This window comes from Escherichia sp. KTE172, from assembly GCF_000408845.1.
Lineage (GTDB): Bacteria > Pseudomonadota > Gammaproteobacteria > Enterobacterales > Enterobacteriaceae > Escherichia > Escherichia coli.
Map to the genome: position 1 here is coordinate 1,533,931 of NZ_KE137316.1, position 24,549 is coordinate 1,558,479.

The 24,549-nt window shown below is 53.6% G+C and carries 21 protein-coding genes; 6 read left to right on the plus strand and 15 right to left on the minus strand.

Annotated elements, in window-relative coordinates:
- Nucleotides 1–116: 116 nt before the first annotated feature.
- From eutG to maeB, 11 genes are all read right to left on the minus strand, one after another.
- Entirely contained in the window at nucleotides 117–1,304 is a 1,188-nt protein-coding gene (gene eutG, locus G434_RS16300) for an ethanolamine utilization ethanol dehydrogenase EutG (RefSeq protein ID WP_001178767.1), read from the minus strand.
- Complete coding sequence (gene eutJ / locus G434_RS16295) at nucleotides 1,294–2,130, minus strand: ethanolamine utilization protein EutJ (protein WP_000929723.1); 837 nt, start codon at nucleotides 2,128–2,130, stop codon at nucleotides 1,294–1,296. Before eutJ ends, eutG begins: the two co-directional genes overlap by 11 nt.
- Nucleotides 2,131–2,140: 10 nt before the next feature.
- The gene (locus tag G434_RS16290) at nucleotides 2,141–3,544 is read right to left on the minus strand and encodes an aldehyde dehydrogenase family protein (protein WP_001075682.1); all 1,404 of its coding nucleotides are present in this window, start codon (nucleotides 3,542–3,544) and stop codon (nucleotides 2,141–2,143) included.
- An 11-nt stretch (nucleotides 3,545–3,555) separates the two neighbouring features.
- Complete coding sequence (gene eutN / locus G434_RS16285; RefSeq protein ID WP_000762196.1) at nucleotides 3,556–3,843, minus strand: ethanolamine utilization microcompartment protein EutN; 288 nt, start codon at nucleotides 3,841–3,843, stop codon at nucleotides 3,556–3,558.
- A gap of 106 nt (nucleotides 3,844–3,949) precedes the next feature.
- A complete protein-coding gene (gene eutM, locus G434_RS16280) occupies nucleotides 3,950–4,243 on the minus strand; it encodes an ethanolamine utilization microcompartment protein EutM (protein ID WP_000387713.1) in 294 nt (97 codons plus the stop codon).
- Between the two features lie 38 nt (nucleotides 4,244–4,281).
- Nucleotides 4,282–5,298: a phosphate acetyltransferase gene (gene pta, locus G434_RS16275; RefSeq protein ID WP_000582992.1), complete on the minus strand. Its 1,017-nt coding sequence runs from the start codon at nucleotides 5,296–5,298 to the stop codon at nucleotides 4,282–4,284.
- The gene (gene eutT, locus G434_RS16270; RefSeq protein WP_000651289.1) at nucleotides 5,295–6,098 is read right to left on the minus strand and encodes an ethanolamine utilization cob(I)yrinic acid a,c-diamide adenosyltransferase EutT; all 804 of its coding nucleotides are present in this window, start codon (nucleotides 6,096–6,098) and stop codon (nucleotides 5,295–5,297) included. Before eutT ends, pta begins: the two co-directional genes overlap by 4 nt.
- A complete protein-coding gene (gene eutQ, locus G434_RS16265; protein WP_000733932.1) occupies nucleotides 6,095–6,796 on the minus strand; it encodes an ethanolamine utilization acetate kinase EutQ in 702 nt (233 codons plus the stop codon). The genes eutT and eutQ overlap by 4 nt, the downstream gene beginning before the upstream one ends.
- Complete coding sequence (gene eutP, locus G434_RS16260) at nucleotides 6,771–7,250, minus strand: ethanolamine utilization acetate kinase EutP (RefSeq protein WP_000820773.1); 480 nt, start codon at nucleotides 7,248–7,250, stop codon at nucleotides 6,771–6,773. The genes eutQ and eutP overlap by 26 nt, the downstream gene beginning before the upstream one ends.
- 12 nt (nucleotides 7,251–7,262) lie before the next feature.
- Nucleotides 7,263–7,598 carry an ethanolamine utilization microcompartment protein EutS gene (gene eutS / locus G434_RS16255; RefSeq protein WP_000356955.1) on the minus strand — a complete coding sequence of 112 codons (336 nt, stop codon included), beginning with the start codon at nucleotides 7,596–7,598 and terminating at the stop codon, nucleotides 7,263–7,265.
- Nucleotides 7,599–7,890: 292 nt separating this feature from the next.
- Nucleotides 7,891–10,170, minus strand: coding sequence for an NADP-dependent oxaloacetate-decarboxylating malate dehydrogenase (gene maeB, locus G434_RS16250; RefSeq protein WP_000342643.1), 2,280 nt, complete (start codon nucleotides 10,168–10,170; stop codon nucleotides 7,891–7,893).
- 288 nt (nucleotides 10,171–10,458) lie between these two features.
- Between maeB and tal the strand changes: the two genes are divergently transcribed.
- Nucleotides 10,459–11,409 (plus strand): transaldolase, encoded by a 951-nt coding sequence (tal, locus tag G434_RS16245; protein ID WP_001003709.1) that lies wholly within the window; start codon nucleotides 10,459–10,461, stop codon nucleotides 11,407–11,409.
- A 19-nt stretch (nucleotides 11,410–11,428) separates the two neighbouring features.
- Nucleotides 11,429–13,432, plus strand: a complete 2,004-nt coding sequence (gene tkt, locus G434_RS16240; protein ID WP_000087308.1) for a transketolase — start codon at nucleotides 11,429–11,431, stop codon at nucleotides 13,430–13,432.
- A 102-nt stretch (nucleotides 13,433–13,534) separates the two neighbouring features.
- Here tkt and G434_RS16235 read toward each other — a convergent pair whose 3' ends face one another.
- The 3 genes from G434_RS16235 to aegA form a co-directional block, all read right to left on the minus strand.
- Complete coding sequence (locus G434_RS16235; protein ID WP_001270537.1) at nucleotides 13,535–14,578, minus strand: DUF1176 domain-containing protein; 1,044 nt, start codon at nucleotides 14,576–14,578, stop codon at nucleotides 13,535–13,537.
- Nucleotides 14,579–14,703: 125 nt separating this feature from the next.
- A complete protein-coding gene (gene nudK, locus G434_RS16230) occupies nucleotides 14,704–15,279 on the minus strand; it encodes a GDP-mannose pyrophosphatase NudK (RefSeq protein WP_000193711.1) in 576 nt (191 codons plus the stop codon).
- Nucleotides 15,280–15,346: 67 nt separating this feature from the next.
- Complete coding sequence (gene aegA, locus G434_RS16225; protein WP_001078843.1) at nucleotides 15,347–17,326, minus strand: formate-dependent uric acid utilization protein AegA; 1,980 nt, start codon at nucleotides 17,324–17,326, stop codon at nucleotides 15,347–15,349.
- A 205-nt stretch (nucleotides 17,327–17,531) separates the two neighbouring features.
- Between aegA and narQ the strand changes: the two genes are divergently transcribed.
- Both narQ and acrD read left to right on the plus strand, forming a co-directional pair.
- Nucleotides 17,532–19,232, plus strand: coding sequence for a nitrate/nitrite two-component system sensor histidine kinase NarQ (gene narQ / locus G434_RS16220; RefSeq protein WP_001309642.1), 1,701 nt, complete (start codon nucleotides 17,532–17,534; stop codon nucleotides 19,230–19,232).
- A gap of 163 nt (nucleotides 19,233–19,395) precedes the next feature.
- Nucleotides 19,396–22,509, plus strand: coding sequence for a multidrug efflux RND transporter permease AcrD (gene acrD, locus G434_RS16215; RefSeq protein WP_001273148.1), 3,114 nt, complete (start codon nucleotides 19,396–19,398; stop codon nucleotides 22,507–22,509).
- A gap of 98 nt (nucleotides 22,510–22,607) precedes the next feature.
- Here the strand turns inward: acrD and ypfM are convergent, their stop codons facing one another.
- Complete coding sequence (gene ypfM, locus G434_RS29045) at nucleotides 22,608–22,667, minus strand: protein YpfM (protein WP_001386977.1); 60 nt, start codon at nucleotides 22,665–22,667, stop codon at nucleotides 22,608–22,610.
- Between the two features lie 380 nt (nucleotides 22,668–23,047).
- On the opposite strand from ypfM, the gene G434_RS16210 reads away from it, so the two are divergent.
- Both G434_RS16210 and dapE read left to right on the plus strand, forming a co-directional pair.
- Nucleotides 23,048–23,404 (plus strand): ArsC family reductase, encoded by a 357-nt coding sequence (locus G434_RS16210; RefSeq protein WP_000258243.1) that lies wholly within the window; start codon nucleotides 23,048–23,050, stop codon nucleotides 23,402–23,404.
- 3 nt (nucleotides 23,405–23,407) lie between these two features.
- Nucleotides 23,408–24,535: a succinyl-diaminopimelate desuccinylase gene (dapE, locus tag G434_RS16205; protein ID WP_001277792.1), complete on the plus strand. Its 1,128-nt coding sequence runs from the start codon at nucleotides 23,408–23,410 to the stop codon at nucleotides 24,533–24,535.
- The last annotated feature ends 14 nt before the right edge of the window (nucleotides 24,536–24,549 follow it).

Sequence of the window (24,549 nt, forward strand, 5' to 3'; positions counted from 1 at the left end):
GCGTCGCATCCGGCAATTGCACCGCGCCACTGGCGGATGCGGCGTGAACGCCTTATCCGCCCTACATGTGCAATCCTGTAGGCCGGATAAGACGCAGCAAGCGTCGCATCCGGCATTTATTGTGCCGCTGCGTACAGGCCGACAATCTGCTCCAGGCTGGCGGTACGCGGGTTGCTGCGCAGACAAATATCTTCCAGCGCGGCCTGCGCCCATGCGCCGTAATGTCCGGTGGTTGCGCCCACGTCTGCCAGCCGCTTGTTGATCCCGACTTCCGCAATCAGCTCACTTACCGCGTTAATAGCGTCACGATCGTCGGATTTTTTAGTTCGCAGCGCCCGACCAATCTGACTAAAGCGTTCACGACAAACCATCCGGTTAAACTCCATCACCGTTGGCAGTAGCATGGCGTTCGCCAGACCGTGCGGAATATGCAGCGCCGCCCCCGGCTGATGCGCCATCGCGTGGCATAACCCAAGCCCCGCACTGGAAAACGCCATTCCCGCCATACATGAAGCCAGCAACATGCTCTCGCGCGCGGCAAGGTCGTGACCGTAGCCCACCGCTTTCGGCAGCGATTTGCCAATCATCGCAATAGCGCCAATCGCCAGGCTGTCGGTAAACGGTGTGGCGTTCAGCGCGCTGTACGCTTCAATGGCATGAGTTAACGCGTCGATACCGGTCATCGCCGTGACATGCGACGGCACACCTTCGGTCAATGCGGCGTCAAGAATCGCCACATCCGGCATCAGCGAGGCATGGACTAACACCTGCTTGCGCTCGCTCACCGCGTCGATAATCACCGTTACGTTGGTGGTTTCAGAGCCGGTTCCGGCGGTCGTTGGAATGGCAATCAACGGCAGGCGCGGTTGCAGAACGCTGGTTTCTGACATCTCTGCCAGCGTGCTATCCGGGTTCGTCACCAGCAACGCCACGGCTTTTGCTGCATCCAGCACCGAGCCGCCGCCAAACGCAATCACCCCCTCACAGCCTGATTCACGCAACTGCGCCACGGCTGCACACACGTCGGTGATGCATGGTTCGCCCACCGGACATGGCCAGAGCGTCATGGCGATACCTTTAACGGCCAGGCTACGCGTCAGCCCGGCGGTCATCCCTGCCTGATGCAAAAAGCTGTCTGCCATCACGAACAGATGTTTCAGCCCACGCGTTTGCGCTTGCTGCCCACAACTGCTCACCGCGCCCGGACCGCAAAGCGTCACCGGTGGAACGCTAAATGTTTTTACCCGTTGCAGATTCAGGGTATCGAACGCCTGAAAGAGCGCGGCCTGCAATTCATTTTGCATAGATCCCCTCCGCTTTCTCTCGCCCGCTACTGGCGATCGCCAGCGGGGTCATAAACAAACTGTGCTGCGGTAGATGCACCTGTAACGCCGGGAATTGTTTGCAAAACAGTTCCGCCACGCCCGGTTGCATACAGGAGCCGCCCGCCAGCCATAAATCAGTAATGCCCTGCCCTTCAATATGCCGGGCGACAATGTCCGCCATTTTTTCGTACACCGGTTTCACCGCAGGCCAAATCTCGTCACCGTGACCGCGTTTGTACTGCTCTGCCTCTTCCAGCGAAATACGGCGATTTCCGGCGAGAGTCAGAGAGATGTGATGTCCGCCGGTGGCTTCATCCGCCGAGTACGTCACTTTGCCCTTTTTCACGATGGCAATGCCGGTAGTGCCGCCGCCGATATCCACTACACCGGCGTTGTCCAGTTGCAGCAGATCCGCAACTGCGGTTGGCTCATCCAGCACATGGCTCACTTCCAGTCCGGCAGATTCCAGCACGTTGATGGAAATACGCGGGTCCGTACCTGGAGGAAAAGAGGTCGCCGCATGGCTAAAACGGCGACCGAATTGCTGCTCGAGGGTGTCGAGATGGCGACGAACAATGGTGACCGCACCGAAGAAATCCCAGACGATGCCGTCGCGGACCACATCAGCCCAGTCGAGGCATACCGCCACCGGCTGACCGTCGCGGTCGACAACCATCGACACCACATCGCAGGTGCCCAGATCCACCCCCAGCCACAGCGGAGATTCCGTCGCGGCAGGCGTCTGGTTACACAGCGTTGCCGCCGTTTGCAGACGTGGGGTCAGCCATTGTTCGTCGTGCGCCATCTGTTACTCCTTAAACAATGCGAAACGCATCGACTAATACACAGCGACGCAGACGGACAAACGTCCGCGCGCTGGTTACCCCTTCACCGGTTGGCGTGGTGATGGTCATGGTGGTCCAGCCTTCCCCGCCCAGCCCCAGCCCGGCAATGCACGGTCCGTTCTTAACGAAAATGCTGGTATCAATGGCATTCGCCATCTGGTTCATGTTCTCGATATTGCGCGAGTGCATTGCCGCCGTGTGGTGGCAACCGCCTTCCAGTTTCACCGCCAGCGCAATGGCATCCGCCACGTTGGCGACGCGCACGACGGGCAGCACCGGCATCATCAGTTCGGTCACGGCAAACGGATGTTCTGCGGTGGTTTCTACAAACAGCAGTCGCGTTTGTTCCGGAACTGTAAGGCCGATTGCCGCCGCGATTTTCGCCGCATCGCGACCAACCCAGTCACGGCTGACGGTGCCTTTTCCGTGCTCGTCGATATTTTTCAGCAACACCGGTTGTAGCTGCTGCGCCTGCTCTGCGGTCAGTTTCACCGCGTGCTGGCCTTCCATCAGACGCATCAGTTCATCGGCTACGCTATCCACAACAATCAGTACCTTTTCGTCGGCACAAATGATGTTGTTATCGAAAGACGCGCCTTTGACGATGGACTGAGCTGCACGGGCGAGGTCAGCGGTTTCATCCACCACTACCGGCGGGTTGCCAGCACCTGCGGCAATCAGACGTTTATTGGTGTGTTTACGCGCCGCTTCTACTACCGCTTCGCCGCCGGTCACCACCAGCAGGCCGATGCCCGGAAACTTGAACAAACGTTGAGCGGTTTCGATATCCGGATTTGCCACAGTAACCAGTAAGTTTTCCGGCCCGCCTGCGGCAACAATCGCCTGGTTGAGCAGCGTAATCGCCCGCTGGGAGACTTTTTTCGCCGCCGGATGCGGGGCAAAAATGACGCTGTTGCCCGCGGCAATCAGGCTGATGGCGTTGTTAATTACGGTTGCCGCCGGGTTAGTGGAAGGCGTCACCGAAGCCACCACGCCCCAGGGTGCGTTTTCAATCAGGGTCAGGCCGTTGTCACCGGTCAGCACCTGTGGTGAGAGGCACTCAACGCCTGGTGTGCCGCGCGCCTGAGCGACGTTTTTGGCAAATTTATCTTCGACGCGGCCCATGCCGGTTTCACTGACGGCAAGTTCCGCTAAATCTCTGGCGTGTTTTTCGCCTGCTTCACGAATGGCAGCAATGGCTAACTGGCGCATTGCCACGCTTTTTAACCCTTGCTGGGCGACTTTGGCTGCCGCAACGGCGTCATCCAGGGACGCGAAAACGCCCATCTCATGAACGGCGGCGGGCGGCGTGTCACTGCTTTGCATTTTCAGCAGTACCGCTTTCACCACCTGTTCAATATCCTGTTGATTCATGATGTTCTGCCTTATTTGTGGAAAATTACCTGACCGCCAGACACCACCTCATCGACGATGCCAATCACGCACAGATCGACCGGTGACGTTTCGCTTTTATGCGCCTGGCGGGCGGAACTGCCACTCACCAGCAACACCCACTCCCCGGTTCCCGCGCCAATATTGTCGATGGCGACGGCGCATTGCCCGTCAGGATTACCTTGTGGATCAATCATTTCCACCATCAGCAATTTGTCATGCGCCAGTCCGTGATGGCGTACGGTACAAACAATTTGTCCAGTGACGACTGCCAGTTTCATACCCGCCTCCGTGGCGTATTTCAGGTAAAAGCTGCCCCTACCCTCCGCGGAAGGTAAACTGAAAAAGGAGAGAGCGTGACGCCCGAATCGACGTCACACAGGGTGATTACAGGTTGCTGCTATCGCCTTTCAGGCCGATCGGGAAGACTTCTTCCAGGTCGCCGTGCGGACGCGGGATAACGTGTACAGATACCAGCTCGCCGATACGCTGTGCCGCTGCAGCACCTGCGTCGGTCGCGGCTTTACAGGCTGCAACATCACCACGAACCATGGCAGTACACAGGCCGCCGCCAATCTGCTTAACACCAACCAGCTTGACGCGCGCAGCTTTCACCATCGCGTCAGAAGCCTCAATCAGTGCAACCAGGCCCCGGGTTTCGATCATTCCTAATGCTTCCATTGTGCTTTCCTCTTTATCAGGGTCCAGAACGGGACCGTTCATTCAACCAGTGTTTGTAAACTGCTTTCGCGGTTCACTTCTGTCTGACGCGGCACAGCTGCCACCAGCGCCAGCTCGATAATTTCCTGCACGCTACAACCACGAGAGAGATCGTGCATCGGCGCGGCAAGTCCTTGTATCAATGGCCCGACGGCACGATATCCGCCGAGTCGTTGTGCGATTTTGTAGCCAATATTTCCGGCTTCCAGCGACGGAAAAACCATCACATTGGCCTTGCCTTGTAGCGGGCTGGCAGGCGCTTTTTGCGCCGCCACTTCCGGCACGAAGGCGGCGTCAAACTGCAACTCGCCATCGACTACCAACTGCGGCGCGCGCTCACGGACGATTTCTGTCGCCTGCTGGACGTTGGCAACGCAGGGGTGACGGGCGCTGCCGTTACTGGAAAACGACAACATCGCCACGCGCGGCTCTTCTCCGGTGATGGCGCGCCAGGTTTCGGCGCTGGCAAGCGCGATATCCGCCAGTTGTGCCGCCGTCGGCTGTGGCACCACGCTGCAATCGGCAAAACCCAACGCCGGACCGCTGTACTGTGGCAGCATCAGGAAAATGGAGGAGAGCGTTTTACAGCCTGGCTGTAAGCCAATAATGCGTAATCCGGCACGCAGCACATTCGCCGTGGAAGAGAGATTGCCCGCGATACAGACATCCGCTGTCCCGGCGCTGACCATTGCGGCAGCGAACATCAGCGGATCGGTGAGTTTTTCCAACGCATCCGGCGGCGTTTTTTCGCCCGCACGGGCCAGCCAGCGATGGGCAAATTCTTCCCGCATTGCGAGGTTGCCATGCGGATCTATCACCTGTAGCCCGTCCATTGCCACGCCGTGACTGAGCGCAAACTGACGAAGTTCAAACGGATTGGCGACCAGAATGGGCGTTGCCAGACCTTGTTGATGTAAATATTGCGCGGCTTTCAGCACACGTTGATCTAACGCATCCGGAAAAACCACTCTGGCGGGCGCTCGCAACGCCAGTTCACGACAACGTTCAATAATCATTGCGTTTCCCCCAGTCGTTGTTGGATCTGCTTCACCGTTAGAGGCTGCTTCGTTACGCTCAGGATCATCATCACGTAGACCGTGCTCGAAAGGCGGTTCAGCGCCTGCAAGATGTCCGGGCGTAATACTTCAAAACTGCGGGTTATAAACACCTGCGCCGCTACGGTTTCGGTTTCCCGCACTTTGGTGCGTAGCAGATTGAGCAACGCAGCATCGCGCCCGTGGCTGGCTTCCGGCACCAGATGATCGTGACCAAGATAGCGCAGCGGCTGGTGAGAAAGCCGATGCAGATCTTCGTCAGAAAGCCCGACAATCGCCTGGCAGGCCAGCGGTTCCCCCAGCGCATCGGCACGCATAATGTTGCCAAGACGCGAACGGATATCCGCCAGCCACGGCTGCCACGGTTCCGCCAGTTCAATTTGCAGCCACACTGCCAGCGCAATGGTGCTGTCGAGAACAGCGCGAAAACCGAGGCGCGGATCGCTTTTGGCGACCATTTTTTCCGCCGACAGGTGAGTCAGAGTGTCCGGCTTTTTTGCCACCGGCTGGCGGCACAGTTCGCAGCACGCCTGCGGATGTTCATCGCTACTGGTCAGCCCGTGAACGGGCTGCGGCTGCTGCTGTTCATCGTCAACAAACAGGCGGCCCTGCTCGTCAATAAACTTGATGCGCAGATGGCGGCTTTCCAGTAGCTCCCGGGCAGAGGGCGTCAGGCGACTGTCCGCAGGGAGATGGATCTCTGCGCCTTCGCTGAGCGTATGGTTCGCTCTTAGCCATGCTTCGGTGATGAAATCTTTCATAGGGATTGCCAGTTAGCCGGCCAGGCGACATACAGGAATTTCACGCTGGATGTCGTACCAAATTCGATGCTGGAGCCTTTCGGGATAAACATCACGTCGCCTGCTTTGGCGATCATGGTTTCGCCTTCGTGGCGAACGTGCAGTTCCCCTTCCAGTACCATGTCGATTTCGTCATAGTTCAGGGTCCACGGGAAGAAGGCGTTCTCCCACTGCATAAAACCAGCGGCCATGCTGCTGCCGTCGTCTCCGGTGACCAGATCCGTTAATCCGACGCAGTGTGGCTGTGCGCCGTCAAAACGACCAAACTTGACGCTGCTGCCATCAATCACTTTGATGCCGCCTTTGCCGGTAACCGATTTGAAACTCGGCTGCATTGCACCCTGCTCCAGTGACTGTTTTTCCTTCATCACTTTTTCCATCAGCTGCGCGACCAGGCTTTCGGTAAACTGGCCTTCCGGTAGCTGGGCGATGATGGTTTCGCGGATACGCTGGCTTTCGGTTTTATCGGCTGGCACGCAGGCGGGAACGGACGCCGTTACCGGGGTCGATTCATCACATTCAGTGATGGTAAAACCCAGTAGTTCTGCCACTTCACGGGCTTCCGGGGTAATAATGCTGGCGCGCAGAACCACGGACATTGCCTGTTCGCCGCGCGCGTGTGCTTCACGAATATCATTCGCTGTGATGAGTTTTTTCACCTGCTTCCTCCTGTTTGGTGAGAGATGCCAGATAATCCACCAGTTGCTGCACGCTTTGCGGGTCGTGGCTGTTTAGCTCGAAAATCGGCTCTTCGAAGCCCGTCTCAAGCAATAACTTTCGCGTTGCGGTGACGTCAGCATCTGGCATGTCCGTTTTACTGATGACGGCGATTTGCCGTTTGCTGACGCCAATATCCAGCAACCCGGCAGGCAACCGACTTTCCGGGTCGTTCGCGCCGTGGACATAGATCAGCATGTCCACATCCTGTAGCGTGGTAATTAAGGCGTGATACCAGCGGGGATGGCTAAAATATTCACCCGGCGTATCAATATCACCCTTATCATTAAATTCTACGGCCTGCGTTTTTCTGGCGAGGGTATAATCTCCCTGCAACGCATTAAATAACGTTGTTTTTCCTGCCCCGACGGTACCCACAAACGCAATTCGTTTCATGAATGCCTCGTATTAACATTTGGTCATTTCACAAAGCGTATAATTTAATAAACGCCCTAAACCGCTGACGGTTTGTGATAACGCTTCTTCTACTGCACCCACCGAGCCATAAATCACCAACGCGCCGCTAAAACGGTCGAGAAAACCGATATGCACATCGGCGGCTTTTAGTGCTAAATCACCGGCGATCATCGCCGTTTCGCCGGGAGTTAGCGTCATAATGCCGATTGCACCCGCATCAGGAACGCCGATTTTCTTCGCCAGTTCCTCGCCGGGATGCGCGATGAGATGCGCCAGTGTGACCTGTTTACCGGGCACAAATTCCTGAATGATGCGTTCTTTATCCATGAGTCGCCGCCTGTGAAAAACTTTCGTGTATCGTGACAATTTTTCGTCAGAGTAAATAACAAAATTCGGCAAGCGCGTTTAAAAGGTGAGGTAGATCACTAAGAATGGAGAGATATTTACTGTTATGAATAAACTTTCATATGCGACGCATGAATATAAATAAAATAATATCGAGATATTTCATATACTGCTTTTTTTATTATTCGTAAACTCAGTAATAAGCTTTACTAATATATTTCAGGAAAACCGCTTACCCTGAATATTCAGGGTAAGCGTGAGAGTTAAGAATGAATTACAGCGGTTGGGTTTGCGCTTCAACCACAGCCAGCGCCACCATGTTGACGATACGACGTACCGATGCGATCGGCGTTAACACGTGAACCGGTTTCGCCACACCCATCAGCACCGGGCCGACAGTCACACCTTCCGAGCTGGAAACGCGCAATAAGTTGTAACTAATGCGGGCAGCTTCCATGTTCGGCATCACCAGAATATTAGCGGAACCTTTCAAAGGGCTGTCCGGCATACGGTCATTGCGAATCGCTTCCACCAGCGCTGCATCGCCGTGCATTTCACCATCAATCATCAGTTCTGGTGCACGTTCCCTGACCAGTTCCAGCGCCTGACGCATTTTGCTCGACGACGGGCAGTCAGAAGAACCAAAGTTGGAGTGCGACAACAGAGCCACACGCGGCTCAATACCAAAACGACGAACAGTTTCTGCCGCCATCAAGGTGATCTCCGCCAGCTCTTCTGCGTCTGGTTCGTCATTGACGTATGTATCGGCAATAAAGGTGTTACCACTCGGCAGCAGCAGCGCGTTCATGGCACCTGCGGTGTGAACGCCATCGCGATAACCAAAGACATTTTTTACCACGCTAAAATGTTCATGATAATCGCCCACCGTACCGCAGATCATTGCATCGGCTTCGCCACGCTGAACCATGATTGCGCCGATCACTGTCGGGTTACTGATCAATGCACGCTGCGCCTGTTCCTGAGTGACGCCGCGACGCTTCATGATCTGGAAGTATTCAGTCCAGTACTCTTTAAAGCGCGGATCGGATTCGTTATTGACGATCTCAAAATCAACACCCGCTTTGATCTGCAAGCCCAGTTTCTGAATGCGCATTTCGATCACGTTCGGACGACCGATAAGGATCGGTTTCGCCAGCCCCAGCGTTACCAGTTCCTGAGTGGCATGCAGAACGCGCGCCTCTTCCCCTTCCGGCAGAACGACGCGCTTCGGCGCTTTGCGAGCCTGGGAGAAAATCGGCTTCATAAACAGGTTGGTTTTGTAAACGAACTCCGTCAGCTTGTCGATGTAGACGTCGAAATCAGCAATCGGACGCGTCGCCACGCCGGACTCCATCGCCGCTTTCGCCACCGCAGGAGCGATCTTAACGATCAAGCGCGGATCAAACGGTTTTGGAATGATGTATTCCGGACCAAAGCTCAGATCCTGATCGCCATAAGCTGAAGCCACCACTTCACTCTGTTCCGCATGGGCCAGTTCTGCAATCGCGCGTACCGCCGCCAGTTTCATCTCTTCGTTGATGGCGGTTGCGCCAACGTCCAGCGCGCCACGGAAGATGAACGGGAAGCAAAGAACGTTGTTCACCTGGTTCGGGTAGTCGGAACGGCCGGTACAGATGATGGCATCCGGACGCACTTCTTTCGCCAGCGGCGGCAGAATTTCCGGTTCCGGGTTCGCCAGCGCCAGGATCATTGGCGCACGGGCCATTTTCTTCACCATTTCCTGGGTCAGCACTTTCGGGCCGGAACAGCCCAGGAAAATATCCGCGCCTTCAATCACATCATCGAGGGTACGTTTGCCGTCATCCACCACCGCATATGCGGCTTTGGTTTCCGCCATGTTTGGCTCACGGCCCTGATAGATAACGCCTTTTGAGTCGCAAACCACGATGTTATGTTTTTGCAGACCCAGCGCTACCAGCAGGTTCATACAGGCGATTGCTGCGGCACCCGCACCGGAAACCACCATCCGCACGTCGGAGATGTTTTTCTCCACCACGCGCAAACCGTTGAGGATGGCGGCAGTGCTGATGATTGCCGTGCCGTGCTGATCGTCGTGGAATACCGGAATATTCATCCGCTCGCGCAGTTTCTGTTCAATATAGAAACATTCTGGCGCTTTAATGTCTTCGAGGTTGATGCCGCCGAAGGTCGGTTCAAGCGCGGCGACGACTTCAATAAATTTGTCCGGGTCGAGTTCATCAACTTCAATGTCAAATACATCAATTCCGGCGAATTTCTTAAACAGAACGCCCTTGCCTTCCATCACCGGTTTGCCCGCCAGCGCGCCAATGTTGCCTAACCCCAGCACCGCCGTACCGTTAGAGATCACCGCCACCAGGTTACCGCGCGCGGTATATTTGTAGGCTTTTAACGGGTCTTTTTCGATTTCAAGACAAGGTGCGGCAACGCCTGGTGAGTAGGCCAGCGCCAGATCGCGCTGCGTTGCCAGAGGCTTGGTTGGAGAAACCTGGATTTTCCCTGGAACTGGAAATTCATGGAAATCAAGTGCACTTTGTTTTAACTGGTCATCCATTTGGTTGTTCCTTTCACGTAACGTTCACAAATAAAGTGTGTGGGCAACAGCCCCTGCCCACAACGTGGCGCACATTATTACCCTGCCGGAGTCTACAGACTTTGAGCAAGTCCAAACTCTCACCATTAATATAATGTTTTGGTAATAATCCTATAACACTGATGTTACCTGCTTAATCCAGCAATACCATGCCTGTCTGCTATGCTTTTTTGATGCGTTTAGCGAAATTTCTCAGAAGTGTGAATTAACGCACTCATCTAACACTTTACTTTTCAAGGAGTATTTCCTATGAACGAGTTAGACGGCATCAAACAGTTCACCACTGTCGTGGCAGACAGCGGCGATATTGAGTCCATTCGCCATTATCATCCCCAGGATGCCACCACCAATCCTTCGCTGTTACTCAAGGCTGCCGGATTATCACAATATGAGCATTTAATAGACGATGCTATCGCCTGGGGTAAAAAAAATGGCAAGACCCAGGAACAACAGGTGGTCGCAGCGTGTGACAAACTGGCGGTCAATTTCGGTGCTGAAATTCTCAAAATCGTACCCGGTCGCGTGTCAACAGAAGTTGATGCACGCCTCTCTTTTGATAAAGAAAAGAGTATTGAGAAGGCGCGCCATCTGGTGGACTTGTATCAGCAACAAGGCGTTGAGAAATCACGCATTCTGATCAAGCTGGCTTCGACCTGGGAAGGAATTCGCGCGGCAGAAGAGCTGGAAAAAGAAGGTATTAACTGCAACCTGACGCTGCTGTTTTCTTTTGCCCAGGCGCGGGCCTGTGCAGAAGCAGGCGTTTTTCTGATTTCGCCGTTTGTCGGGCGTATTTATGACTGGTATCAGGCACGCAAGCCGATGGACCCGTATGTGGTGGAAGAAGATCCGGGCGTTAAATCGGTGCGCAATATCTACGACTACTATAAGCAACACCACTATGAAACCATTGTGATGGGCGCGAGCTTCCGTCGCACCGAACAAATCCTCGCCTTAACCGGCTGCGATCGACTGACTATCGCACCGAATTTGCTGAAGGAGCTGCAGGAAAAAGTTTCGCCAGTGGTACGTAAATTAATCCCACCTTCTCAGACTTTCCCACGCCCAGCTCCCATGAGCGAAGCGGAGTTCCGTTGGGAGCACAATCAGGATGCGATGGCGGTAGAAAAACTGTCTGAAGGCATTCGTCTGTTCGCCGTTGATCAACGCAAACTGGAAGATCTTCTTGCCGCCAAACTATAAACCAGCCACGGAGTGTTATATGTCCCGAAAAGACCTTGCCAATGCGATTCGCGCACTCAGTATGGATGCGGTACAAAAAGCCAATTCTGGTCATCCCGGCGCGCCGATGGGCATGGCTGATATTGCCGAAGTGCTGTGGAACGATTTTCTTAAACATAACCCCACCGACCCAACCTGGTATGATCGCGACCGCTTTATTCTTTCCAACGGCCACGCGTCGATGCTGCTCTACAGTTTGCTACATCTGACCGGTTACGACCTGCCGCTGGAAGAACTGAAGAACTTCCGTCAGTTGCATTCAAAAACCCCAGGTCACCCGGAGATTGGCTATACGCCAGGTGTTGAAACCACCACCGGTCCACTTGGACAAGGTTTGGCGAACGCCGTCGGACTGGCGATAGCAGAGCGTACACTGGCGGCGCAGTTTAACCAGCCGGATCATGAAATTGTCGATCACTTCACCTATGTGTTTATGGGCGACGGTTGCCTGATGGAAGGTATTTCCCACGAAGTCTGTTCGCTGGCGGGCACGCTGGGACTGGGCAAGCTGATTGGTTTTTACGATCACAACGGTATTTCCATCGACGGTGAAACCGAAGGCTGGTTTACCGACGATACAGCAAAACGTTTTGAAGCCTATCACTGGCATGTGATCCATGAAATCGACGGTCACGATCCGCAGGCGGTGAAGAAAGCGATCCTTGAAGCGCAAAGCGTGAAAGATAAGCCGTCGCTGATTATCTGCCGCACAGTAATTGGCTTTGGTTCGCCGAATAAAGCAGGTAAGGAAGAGGCGCACGGCGCACCGCTGGGGGAAGAAGAAGTGGCGCTGGCACGGCAAAAACTGGGCTGGCACCATCCGCCATTTGAGATCCCTAAAGAGATTTATCACGCCTGGGATGCCCGCGAAAAAGGCGAAAAAGCGCAGCAGAGCTGGAATGAGAAGTTTGCCGCCTATAAAAAGGCCCATCCGCAACTGGCAGAAGAGTTTACCCGTCGGATGAGCGGTGGTTTACCGAAGGACTGGGAGAAAACGACTCAGAAATATATCAATGAATTACAGGCGAATCCGGCGAAAATCGCCACCCGTAAGGCTTCGCAAAATACGCTTAACGCTTATGGCCCCTTGCTACCGGAGCTGCTCGGCGGTTCGGCGGATCTGGCTCCCAGCAACCTGACCATCTGGAAAGGTTCTGTGTCGCTGAAGGAAGATCCGGCGGGCAACTACATTCACTACGGGGTGCGTGAATTTGGCATGACCGCTATCGCCAACGGCATTGCGCACCACGGCGGCTTTGTGCCGTATACCGCGACGTTCCTGATGTTTGTTGAATACGCCCGTAACGCCGCGCGGATGGCGGCACTAATGAAAGCGCGGCAGATTATGGTTTATACCCACGACTCAATTGGTCTGGGCGAAGATGGTCCTACGCACCAGGCTGTTGAGCAACTGGCCAGTCTGCGCTTAACGCCAAATTTCAGCACCTGGCGACCGTGCGATCAGGTGGAAGCAGCGGTGGGCTGGAAGCTGGCCGTTGAGCGCCACAACGGACCGACGGCACTGATCCTCTCCAGGCAGAATCTGGCCCAGGTGGAACGTACGCCGGATCAGGTTAAAGAGATTGCTCGTGGCGGTTATGTACTGAAAGACAGCGGCGGTAAGCCAGATATTATTTTGATTGCCACCGGTTCAGAGATGGAAATCACCCTGCAAGCGGCAGAGAAATTAGCGGGAGAAGGTCGCAATGTACGCGTAGTTTCCCTGCCCTCGACCGATATTTTCGACGCCCAGGATGAGGAATATCGGGAGTCGGTGTTGCCTTCTAACGTTGCGGCTCGCGTGGCGGTGGAAGCAGGCATCGCCGATTACTGGTACAAATATGTTGGTCTGAAAGGGGCAATTGTCGGGATGACCGGCTATGGGGAATCTGCTCCGGCAGATAAGCTGTTCCCGTTCTTTGGCTTTACCGCCGAGAATATTGTGGCAAAAGCGCATAAGGTGCTGGGAGTGAAAGGTGCCTGATGGTGATCGCCGGATGCTGTATGTTCCCCTCACCCTAACCCTCTCCCCAGAGGGGCGAGGGGACGGTCCGTGCGCTTTTTAGGGGCGCATCTGGGATTTTGTTTAACGGGTGATCCACAACGTGGGCCAGGCGTCTGGCCCATGCCAGTTATCACAGGTGGGTTCTGCGGCGTAACGCACCAGGCGAAAACGCTGACCGTCAAAGCGCCAGCGCGCCTGAATGCCACAATCGCTTAATCCGCGCCCTTTTGCTAAGGTCACCAGTTCACGCGATTTTTCATCGAATGTTGCGTTCATCAGTTCCAGTTCATTCGTCTCCTGACCGCTGTTGAACGGCAAACGTAACCGAACCGGGCGCGAGGCCAGTGGCTTTTTACGCGACACAATCCAGGCCAAATCAATGGTGTTATAGGCCCCTGCCTCACAGCTAATCATCATCAGCGCTTTATCATCGGTCAGCGCAGTGACATTTACCTCTCGACGCAATGGATCAAGCGAGCAGCGCAGACCATTCATCCGCCAGTTTCCATAATCCAGCAAATCGTTGCGTTCTTCGAGTGAGAGTGGCGTCGGCGTTGGGTTAACCACCGCGACCTCTTTCAGCGCAGGCGCGGGCGGTACGCTGAGCGGCGGTTCATCCCCTTTCTTTATCCACGCGGTTTCACTGCCAACGCGCTTTTGCTGAGCATCTATAAACAACAACGCCGCTTTTAAGCCACTCAGAGAAATGGTCTGATTGCCATCGCGTAAGGTGATTGCCTTCCCTTCCTGAATCATCTGCAAAAACGCGGTGAGGGTTGCCGTATCATCGGTTACTAATAACCATGGTGAAATCCGCCACTTGTCACCACTTAATGCCAACGGCTCACCATCTAACAGCAGCCGTGGCGCTATCTCCCCTTCCGACGCATCCGGCGACTTCAACCCGCCGCGCTCAATACGTAAAACGGCATCGGTATGCGCCCCAGCGCTGCGGCTCAGGGTCATCACCAGTCCATTATGATCGCCCGTATTGCGCGCCACACAAAAATTTTGATTATTACAGGTGACCTGCCAGTCGGAAAACGCCCGTTGCGCTGGTGCCGCCCACACCAAAGACGTCGGCAACAAAGCGAAAAAAAAGAGAAGGAAAATGCGATAGCGCATGGACGGTACGACCCCAGAAGTTCAAACAAACAGCACAAGTCGTATCTTCGTTGCGCAGGTAGCGCGGCTCAATCGGATTTGTCGGATTGAGCCAATAATAAACAACGAAATATTATTGTTATTTTTCAGTCCATTAAATGTGACGTTTGCAAATAGTTAAGCAATAACACCGTCTTACCGTCACGTATCTCGCCGGTTTTGATCATCTCCAGCGCCTGGCTGAACGGCAGCTCGAGCACTTCAATATCTTCATCTTCGACACCGCCACCGGCGTTAGCGCGCTGATTGTCACTGTATTCGGCGATAAAAAAGTGGATTAGCTCAGTCACACCGCCTGGGGACATATACAGTTCAAATAATTTGCGCACTTCGCCCACTTCATAGCCCGTCTCTTCAATCGCCTCTTTGCGAATGCACACTTCCGGTTCGTCGTTATCCAGCAGCCCGGCGCAGGTTTCAATCAGTTGCCCGCTTTCATTGCCATTAACCCAGGTAGCGACACGGAACTGACGAATCAGAACCACGGTCTTTTTCTTCGCGTTGTACAGGAGGATCGTCGCACCATTACCGCGATCGTAAACTTCACGTTTATGACGGATAACTTCGCCATCTTTGCGCGTGAGATCGTAAGTAATGTTGTGCAGGGTGAAATAGTTATCGGAGAGAATTTTGTCTTTAATGAGGGTGATTTGTTGCGTCATACCGACTCCACAGCGCGAAATGAACAATTATCTTACGCTGTGAAGCCGGGTTTGTCTGCGCAGGCTATCAGTGAGATTTGACTGATTTTACCCCCAGCCAGTCAATAATCCCCTGTGCCGCATGACGTCCTTCTGCCATTGCGGTAACCACCAGATCCGCACCACGCACGGCGTCACCACCGGCGAAGATTTTCGGATTCGTGGTCTGATAACGGTACTGGCTTTCCACATCCGCGATGATGCGGCCCCATTTGTCTACCGTTACACCGTGCGACTCCAGCCACGGCATCCCGTGTGGATTGAAGCCAAACGCCATAATCACCGCGTCGGCTGGCATGACAAATTCACTGCCTTCCACCGGCACTGGACGCCGACGCCCCTGGGCATCCGGCTCGCCAAGACGCGTGCGCAGGAAACGAATTCCGCAAACGTGACCTTGCTCATTCAGCTCAAGCGCCACCGGCTGGACGTTAAATTCAAAGTTGGCCCCCTCTTCGCGGGCGTTCTTCACCTCTTTCTTCGAGCCTGGCATGTTAGCTTCATCACGACGATAAGCGCAGGTGACGTTACTCGCGCCGTGGCGCAGCGCGGTACGCACACAGTCCATCGCGGTGTCGCCGCCGCCCAGTACCACGACGTTGAGTCCGGCGGTATTGATAAACGGCTCTTCCGGTAGCTCTTCGAGTCCCATCACCTGTTTAGTGTTGGCGATGAGGAACGGCAGGGCGTCATAAACGCCCGGCGCATCTTCATTGGGTAAACCCGCTTTCATGGAACGGTAAGTGCCTACGCCAACGAAGACCGCGTCGTATTGTTCCAAAAGCGAATCCAAAGAGACATCTTTACCCACTTCACAATTGAGTTCGAAGTGAATCCCCATCGCGCTGAAGATTTCCCGACGGCGTGCCAGCAGGGATTTATCCAGTTTGAAAGAAGGAATGCCGAAAGTGAGCAAGCCACCAATTTCTGGATGGCGATCGTACACCGTCACCGCCACGCCATTGCGGGTCAGAACATCCGCACAGGCCAGCCCTGCCGGACCTGCACCGATAATCGCCACCCGCTTGTCCACTTTGGTGACATGGCTTAAGTCAGGACGCCAACCTTTCGCCAACGCCTGATCTGAAATGTAGCGTTCAATGTTGCCGATAGTTACCGCACCGTGCTCATCGCGAATAGTACAGGCTCCTTCACACAAACGGTCTTGCGGACAAACGCGTCCGGTAATTTCCGGCAGGGTGTTGGTCTGGTGAGAAAGCTCGACGGCGGCGTCGATGTTTCCGGCTTTCACCAGTTCAATCCACTGCGGAATATGGTTATGCAGCGGGCAGGTCCATTCACAAACGCTGTGCTCGCCGCACTTAAGGCAGCGCGAGGCTTCCCGTTGTGCCTGATCGGCACGGAATGGCAGATAAATTTCATCAAAACCGGTTTTGCGCGCTTCAATCGCCAGTTTGTCCGGCTCGCCGCGCGCGGGCGTTGCCTGCATTTGCTCGACTTTACTCATTACCGGCATTTCTTGTGCCGCGGTACTGGCATGCCACGGTTGATGCTCCTGACGTGCGGTGCGCAAGCGGCGGGATTTCGCCATGCCGGAGAGTGCGGCGTCAGTGACCAGTTGCAGCGCGTCTGCCGGGCAATTCTCAACACAGGCAGGACCGTTTTCGCGCCCTGCACAAAGGTCGCATTTATGCGCCGTGGCTTTTACTTTGCCCGCCGCGACGGGTGTCAGGACGATTTGCATCGTACCAAACGGACAGGCCACCACGCAGGATTTACAGCCAATACACTTTTGCTGATTGACCTGAATGCTGTCATCAACGTGGCTGATTGCGCCATTAGGGCAGCTACGGGCGCAGGGCGCATCTTCACAATGGTGACAGGTCACTGCACTACGTTGCTGCTGATGTTTGATAACCGTAATTCGGGGATGAAAATGGTGTTGGCTCAAGACATGTTGCTCATCATTGTGAGCCATGACACAGGCGATTTCACAAGCATGACAACCCAGACATTGCTGACTGTTGGCCATAATAAAACGATTCATAACGACCTTCTTTTTTGGTTGTAAAAACCTTATTCTTTATATGAGTGTTGTTATTACCCGACTTACAGGGGAATCGGCAATGTTCATGTGCCCAGAATAAGTAACTATTTCGCTATAAACTGTGGCAGATCAAATAATCCCATCACTGACTAAATTGCGTTTCAGCGAACTGGAACATTAATGATTTTTTGTGGAGAAGACGCGTGTGATTGTTAAACGACCCGTCTCGGCCAGTCTGGCCCGGGCCTTTTTTTACATTGTGCTGCTGTCGATTCTTTCCACGGGTATCGCTCTGCTAACTCTGGCGAGCAGTTTGCGCGACGCTGAGGCTATCAATATTGCCGGATCGCTGCGTATGCAGAGTTACCGCCTGGGCTACGACTTGCAAAGTGGCAGTCCACAACTCAATGCACATCGCCAGTTATTTCAGCAGGCACTGCATTCACCGGTATTAACCAATCTCAACGTCTGGTATGTGCCAGAAGCAGTAAAAACCCGCTATGCGCATCTGAATGCCAACTGGCTGGAGATGAATAATCGGCTCAGCAAGGGCGATTTACCGTGGTATCAGGCCAATATTAATAATTATGTTAATCAGATAGACCTGTTCGTACTGGCTTTACAGCACTACGCTGAACGCAAAATGCTGCTGGTGGTGGCGATTTCCCTGGCTGGCGGCATCGGTATTTTCACGCTGGTCTTTTTTACTTTGCGCCGCATACGCCATCAGGTGGTTGCCCCGCTGAATCAGCTGGTTACCGCCAGTCAGCGTATTGAACACGGGCAGTTCGACTCGCCGCCGCTGGATACCAGCCTGCCGAATGAGCTTGGCCTGCTTGCCAAAACCTTTAACCAGATGTCGAGCGAGCTGCATAAATTGTACCGTTCGCTGGAGGCGTCAGTAGAAGAAAAGACCCGCGATCTCCACGAGGCCAAGCGTCGCCTGGAGGTGTTGTATCAGTGTTCGCAGGCGCTGAACACCAGCCAGATTGATGTGCATTGTTTCCGCCATATTTTGCAGATTGTGCGCGACAACGAAGCGGCTGAATATCTGGAGTTAAATGTCGGTGAAAACTGGCGGATTAGCGAAGGGCAACCAAACCTGGAATTGCCGATGCAGATTTTACCGGTGACAATGCAAGAGACGGTTTACGGCGAACTGCACTGGCAAAATAGTCACGTTTCATCATCAGAACCGCTGCTTAACAGTGTTTCGTCGATGCTGGGACGCGGTTTGTACTTTAATCAGGCGCAGAAGCATTTTCAGCAGTTATTGTTGATGGAAGAACGTGCGACCATCGCCCGCGAATTGCACGACTCGCTGGCTCAGGTACTTTCTTACTTACGTATCCAGTTGACGTTACTGAAGCGTTCGATACCGGAAGATAACGCCACCGCACAAAGTATCATGGCCGATTTTTCCCAGGCGTTGAATGATGCTTATCGGCAGTTACGCGAGCTGTTAACTACTTTCCGCCTGACGCTGCAGCAGGCAGATCTCCCCTCCGCGTTGAGGGAAATGCTGGATACGTTACAAAATCAAACCAGCGCTAAACTGACCCTCGACTGCCGCCTGCCAACCCTGGCGCTGGATGCGCAAATGCAGGTGCATTTGTTGCAAATTATTCGCGAAGCGGTGCTGAATGCGATGAAGCACGCCAACGCCAGCGAAATCGCCGTTAGCTGCGTCACCGCGCCGGACGGCAATCACACAGTCTATATTCGCGACAACGGGATTGGCATCGGTGAACCGAAAGAACCCGAAGGCCATTATGGTCTGAATATCATGCGCGAACGCGCGGAAAGATTGGGTGGGACGCTGACTTTTTCACAACCTTCCGGCGGCGGCACGTTAGTGAGTATTAGCTTTCGCTCCGCGGAGGGTGAGGAAAGTCAGCTGATGTAATGCCTCCGACTGACCAAAGAATACTGGCCCTTAAAGTTCAGTATAAAAGGGCATGATAATTTACATTAACTCCTTTTTTTCTCCACGATTGGCTCGTACCTTGCCGCTACAGTGAAGCAAGTCAAGCCTACAACGATACGCAGAAACACGAGGTCCTCTTTTAATGGCGAATTTCTTTATTGATCGCCCCATTTTTGCCTGGGTGCTGGCAATCCTGTTGTGTCTGACAGGTACCCTGGCGATTTTTTCATTGCCCGTTGAACAATACCCCGATCTCGCGCCACCGAATGTGCGAGTGACCGCTAACTATCCCGGCGCATCGGCCCAGACGCTGGAAAACACCGTGACCCAGGTTATCGAGCAAAATATGACCGGCCTCGATAATCTGATGTATATGTCGTCTCAGAGCAGTGGCACCGGCCAGGCATCTGTCACTTTAAGTTTTAAAGCAGGCACCGATCCGGACGAAGCCGTGCAGCAAGTACAAAACCAGCTGCAATCAGCCATGCGAAAGTTACCGCAGGCGGTGCAAAATCAGGGCGTGACGGTGCGTAAAACCGGCGATACCAACATTCTGACCATTGCCTTCGTCTCTACCGATGGTTCGATGGATAAACAGGATATTGCCGATTACGTTGCCAGTAATATTCAGGATCCGTTAAGCCGCGTGAATGGCGTCGGGGATATCGATGCCTATGGTTCGCAATATTCCATGCGTATCTGGCTGGACCCGGCGAAACTCAACAGTTTCCAGATGACGGCTAAAGATGTCACTGATGCCATTGAGTCACAGAACGCGCAGATTGCGGTTGGGCAACTTGGTGGTACGCCTTCCGTCGATAAGCAGGCGCTCAACGCCACCATTAACGCCCAGTCACTGCTGCAAACACCAGAACAGTTCCGCGATATCACCTTGCGGGTGAATCAGGACGGCTCAGAGGTAAGGCTGGGCGATGTCGCCACCGTCGAAATGGGGGCGGAGAAATACGATTATCTTAGCCGCTTCAATGGTAAGCCAGCCTCCGGGTTGGGGGTAAAACTGGCCTCCGGCGCGAACGAAATGGCGACAGCGGAGCTGGTGCTCAATCGTCTTGACGAGCTGGCGCAGTATTTCCCGCACGGACTGGAATACAAGGTGGCGTATGAAACCACCTCGTTTGTTAAAGCCTCCATTGAAGACGTGGTGAAAACGCTGCTGGAAGCTATCGCTCTGGTTTTCCTCGTTATGTATCTGTTCCTGCAAAACTTCCGCGCCACGCTGATACCCACTATCGCCGTGCCGGTGGTGTTGATGGGAACCTTCTCCGTACTTTATGCCTTCGGTTACAGCGTCAACACCTTAACCATGTTCGCGATGGTGCTGGCGATCGGTCTGCTGGTGGATGACGCCATCGTGGTGGTGGAAAACGTCGAACGTATTATGAGTGAGGAAGGACTCACTCCTCGCGAAGCCACACGTAAATCGATGGGGCAGATCCAGGGGGCACTGGTCGGGATTGCGATGGTGCTTTCGGCGGTATTTGTACCAATGGCCTTCTTCGGCGGCACCACCGGTGCCATCTATCGCCAGTTCTCTATTACCATTGTTGCGGCGATGGTGCTGTCAGTATTGGTAGCGATGATCCTCACTCCGGCTCTGTGTGCCACGCTACTTAAGCCACTGAAAAAGGGTGAGCATCACGGGCAAAAAGGCTTTTTTGCCTGGTTTAACCAGATGTTTAACCGCAACGCCGAACGCTACGAAAAAGGGGTGGCGAAAATTCTCCACCGTAGCCTGCGCTGGATTGTGATTTATGTCCTGCTGCTTGGCGGCATGGTGTTCCTGTTCCTGCGTTTGCCGACGTCGTTCTTGCCACTGGAAGACCGGGGCATGTTTACTACCTCGGTACAGTTGCCCAGCGGTTCAACCCAACAACAGACCCTGAAAGTCGTTGAGCAAATCGAGAAATACTACTTCACCCATGAAAAAGACAACATCATGTCGGTGTTTGCCACTGTTGGTTCTGGCCCTGGGGGTAACGGGCAAAACGTGGCGAGAATGTTTATCCGCCTGAAAGACTGGAGCGAACGCGACAGTAAGACCGGCACCTCGTTTGCCATTATCGAGCGTGCAACGAAGGCGTTTAACAAGATTAAAGAAGCTCGCGTTATCGCCAGCAGCCCGCCAGCAATTAGCGGTCTTGGTAGTTCTGCAGGTTTTGATATGGAGTTGCAGGACCACGCTGGAGCGGGTCACGAGGCGCTGATGGCAGCACGTAACCAGTTGCTGGCGCTGGCAGCGGAAAACCCGGAGCTAACCCGTGTGCGCCATAACGGCCTCGACGACAGTCCGCAGTTGCAGATTGATATCGACCAGCGTAAAGCTCAGGCGCTGGGCGTTGCTATCGACGATATTAACGACACACTGCAAACCGCCTGGGGTTCGAGCTATGTGAATGACTTTATGGATCGCGGTCGCGTGAAGAAAGTCTATGTGCAGGCAGCTGCGCCGTATCGCATGCTGCCAGATGACATCAATCTCTGGTATGTCCGAAATAAAGATGGCGGCATGGTGCCCTTCTCTGCTTTCGCGACCTCACGCTGGGAGACAGGCTCGCCGCGTCTGGAACGCTATAACGGTTATTCTGCAGTTGAGATTGTTGGGGAAGCCGCACCGGGGGTCAGTACCGGTACGGCGATGGATATTATGGAATCGTTAGTGAAGCAGCTGCCAAACGGCTTTGGTCTGGAGTGGACGGCGATGTCGTATCAGGAGCGGCTTTCCGGCGCGCAGGCTCCGGCGCTGTACGCCATTTCCTTGCTGGTGGTATTCCTGTGTCTGGCGGCGCTGTATGAAAGCTGGTCGGTGCCGTTCTCGGTAATGCTGGTCGTGCCGCTGGGGGTTATCGGCGCGCTGCTGGCAACCTGGATGCGCGGGCTGGAAAACGACGTTTACTTCCAGGTGGGCCTGTTAACGGTCATTGGTTTATCGGCGAAAAACGCCATCCTGATCGTCGAGTTTGCTAACGAGATGAACCAAAAAGGCCACGACCTGTTTGAAGCGACGCTCCACGCCTGCCGTCAGCGTTTACGCCCGATTCTGATGACCTCGCTGGCATTTATCTTCGGCGTATTGCCAATGGCAACCAGCACGGGTGCCGGTTCCGGTGGTCAGCATGCGGTGGGTACTGGCGTAATGGGCGGGATGATTTCGGCCACTATTCTGGCTATTTACTTCGTGCCGCTGTTCTTTGTGCTGGTGCGCCGCCGCTTCCCGCTGAAGCCGCGCCCGGAATAAGCAATAAAAAAGGCGACATGCCAATGTGTCGCCCTTTTCAACTTTCCGATTAAGAACCTGCTCAGCAGGTTCTTGCTGTTTGTACTTTGTCTCAGGAATTACTTACGAAGCATAACTTCGATAAAGTCTTTCCAGTTCCCCAGTTCACGTTCAATCATAACAACCTCTCTTATAATTATGGGTATTCTACGGAAACAATATACCGTGGTGAAGCTAATTTACTCGATTGCTGCGATGACTACCTCCGGGGGACAAACCTTATGTAAATACTATGGTCCTGCGGTGATGATTTGTATGTGATACACAGCAACATTTCGAGATATTCATACGGCATCTAATACTGATTTAATTCTGGTTAAAATACAGACAGATAACAAGATGAATATTCTTAATGTTTACGTTAAAAATGTTTAATATTATTTAATAGTTGTTAATTTGAATACTTCGATAATGTTATATTTCCTGATAATCATTTGCAGGCAAAATGTTTTCACTCTTAAATGAGTATTTATTCTCATAAATCGAAAAAGGATTCATTATGGTTACACTTTACGGCATCAAAAATTGTGACACCATTAAAAAGGCTCGCCGTTGGTTGGAAGCCAATAACATCGATTATCGTTTTCATGATTACCGCGTCGATGGGCTGGACAGCGAATTATTGAACGGTTTTATTAACGAATTAGGCTGGGAAGCGTTACTCAACACCCGTGGTACAACCTGGCGTAAACTGGACGAAACCACCCGCAATAAAATCATCGATGCGGCCTCTGCGGCGGCATTAATGACTGAAATGCCTGCAATTATCAAACGTCCATTGCTCTGCACGCCCGGTAAGCCTATGCTGCTGGGTTTCAGTGATTCCAGTTATCAGCAATTTTTCCATGAGGTGTAGTCTATGTCGTGCCCGGTTATTGAGCTGACACAACAGCTTATTCGCCGCCCTTCCCTGAGTCCTGATGACGCAGGATGTCAGGCTTTGTTGATTGAACGTTTGCAGGCGATCGGTTTTACCGTTGAACGCATGGATTTTGCCGATACGCAGAATTTTTGGGCATGGCGTGGGCAAGGTGAAACGTTGGCCTTTGCCGGGCATACCGACGTGGTGCCGCCTGGCGACGCCGATCGTTGGATCAATCCGCCGTTTGAACCCACCATTCGTGATGGCATGTTATTCGGGCGCGGTGCGGCAGATATGAAAGGCTCGCTGGCAGCGATGGTGGTAGCGGCAGAACGCTTTGTCGCACAACATCCCAACCATGCAGGTCGACTGGCATTTCTGATCACTTCTGATGAGGAAGCCAGTGCCCATAACGGTACGGTAAAAGTCGTCGAAGCGTTGATGGCACGTAATGAGCGTCTCGATTACTGCCTGGTTGGCGAACCGTCGAGTATCGAAGTGGTAGGTGATGTGGTGAAAAATGGTCGTCGCGGATCGTTAACCTGCAACCTCACCATTCATGGCGTGCAGGGGCATGTTGCCTACCCACATCTGGCTGACAATCCGGTACATCGCGCAGCACCTTTCCTTAATGAATTAGTGGCTATTGAGTGGGATCAGGGCAATGAATTCTTCCCGGCGACCAGTATGCAGATTGCCAATATTCAGGCGGGAACGGGCAGTAACAACGTTATTCCGGGTGAACTGTTTGTGCAGTTTAACTTCCGCTTCAGCACCGAACTGACTGATGAGATGATCAAAGCGCAGGTGCTTGCCCTGCTTGAAAAACATCAACTGCGTTATACGGTGGAATGGTGGCTTTCCGGGCAGCCATTTTTGACCGCGCGCGGTAAACTGGTGGATGCGGTCGTTAACGCGGTTGAGCACTATAATGAAATTAAACCGCAGCTACTGACCACAGGCGGAACGTCCGACGGGCGCTTTATTGCTCGCATGGGGGCGCAGGTGGTGGAACTCGGGCCGGTCAATGCAACTATTCATAAAATTAATGAATGTGTGAACGCTGCCGACCTGCAGCTACTTGCCCGTATGTATCAACGTATCATGGAACAGCTCGTCGCCTGATGAGTGGTTCTGCA

What these genes read in the sequence shown, in the direction of transcription:
- eutN (WP_000762196.1), bottom strand. Translation starts at nt 3,843, where the DNA reads ATGAAACTGGCAGTCGTCACTGGACAAATTGTTTGTACCGTACGCCAT.
- G434_RS16235 (WP_001270537.1), bottom strand. Translation starts at nt 14,578, where the DNA reads ATGCGCTATCGCATTTTCCTTCTCTTTTTTTTCGCTTTGTTGCCGACG.
- eutP (WP_000820773.1), bottom strand. Translation starts at nt 7,250, where the DNA reads ATGAAACGAATTGCGTTTGTGGGTACCGTCGGGGCAGGAAAAACAACG.
- G434_RS16210 (WP_000258243.1), top strand. Translation starts at nt 23,048, where the DNA reads ATGGTTACACTTTACGGCATCAAAAATTGTGACACCATTAAAAAGGCT.
- eutG (WP_001178767.1), bottom strand. Translation starts at nt 1,304, where the DNA reads ATGCAAAATGAATTGCAGGCCGCGCTCTTTCAGGCGTTCGATACCCTG.
- eutJ (WP_000929723.1), bottom strand. Translation starts at nt 2,130, where the DNA reads ATGGCGCACGACGAACAATGGCTGACCCCACGTCTGCAAACGGCGGCA.
- dapE (WP_001277792.1), top strand. Translation starts at nt 23,408, where the DNA reads ATGTCGTGCCCGGTTATTGAGCTGACACAACAGCTTATTCGCCGCCCT.
- pta (WP_000582992.1), bottom strand. Translation starts at nt 5,298, where the DNA reads ATGATTATTGAACGTTGTCGTGAACTGGCGTTGCGAGCGCCCGCCAGA.
- nudK (WP_000193711.1), bottom strand. Translation starts at nt 15,279, where the DNA reads ATGACGCAACAAATCACCCTCATTAAAGACAAAATTCTCTCCGATAAC.
- aegA (WP_001078843.1), bottom strand. Translation starts at nt 17,326, where the DNA reads ATGAATCGTTTTATTATGGCCAACAGTCAGCAATGTCTGGGTTGTCAT.
- G434_RS16290 (WP_001075682.1), bottom strand. Translation starts at nt 3,544, where the DNA reads ATGAATCAACAGGATATTGAACAGGTGGTGAAAGCGGTACTGCTGAAA.
- tal (WP_001003709.1), top strand. Translation starts at nt 10,459, where the DNA reads ATGAACGAGTTAGACGGCATCAAACAGTTCACCACTGTCGTGGCAGAC.
- acrD (WP_001273148.1), top strand. Translation starts at nt 19,396, where the DNA reads ATGGCGAATTTCTTTATTGATCGCCCCATTTTTGCCTGGGTGCTGGCA.
- eutT (WP_000651289.1), bottom strand. Translation starts at nt 6,098, where the DNA reads ATGAAAGATTTCATCACCGAAGCATGGCTAAGAGCGAACCATACGCTC.
- eutM (WP_000387713.1), bottom strand. Translation starts at nt 4,243, where the DNA reads ATGGAAGCATTAGGAATGATCGAAACCCGGGGCCTGGTTGCACTGATT.
- maeB (WP_000342643.1), bottom strand. Translation starts at nt 10,170, where the DNA reads ATGGATGACCAGTTAAAACAAAGTGCACTTGATTTCCATGAATTTCCA.
- eutS (WP_000356955.1), bottom strand. Translation starts at nt 7,598, where the DNA reads ATGGATAAAGAACGCATCATTCAGGAATTTGTGCCCGGTAAACAGGTC.
- tkt (WP_000087308.1), top strand. Translation starts at nt 11,429, where the DNA reads ATGTCCCGAAAAGACCTTGCCAATGCGATTCGCGCACTCAGTATGGAT.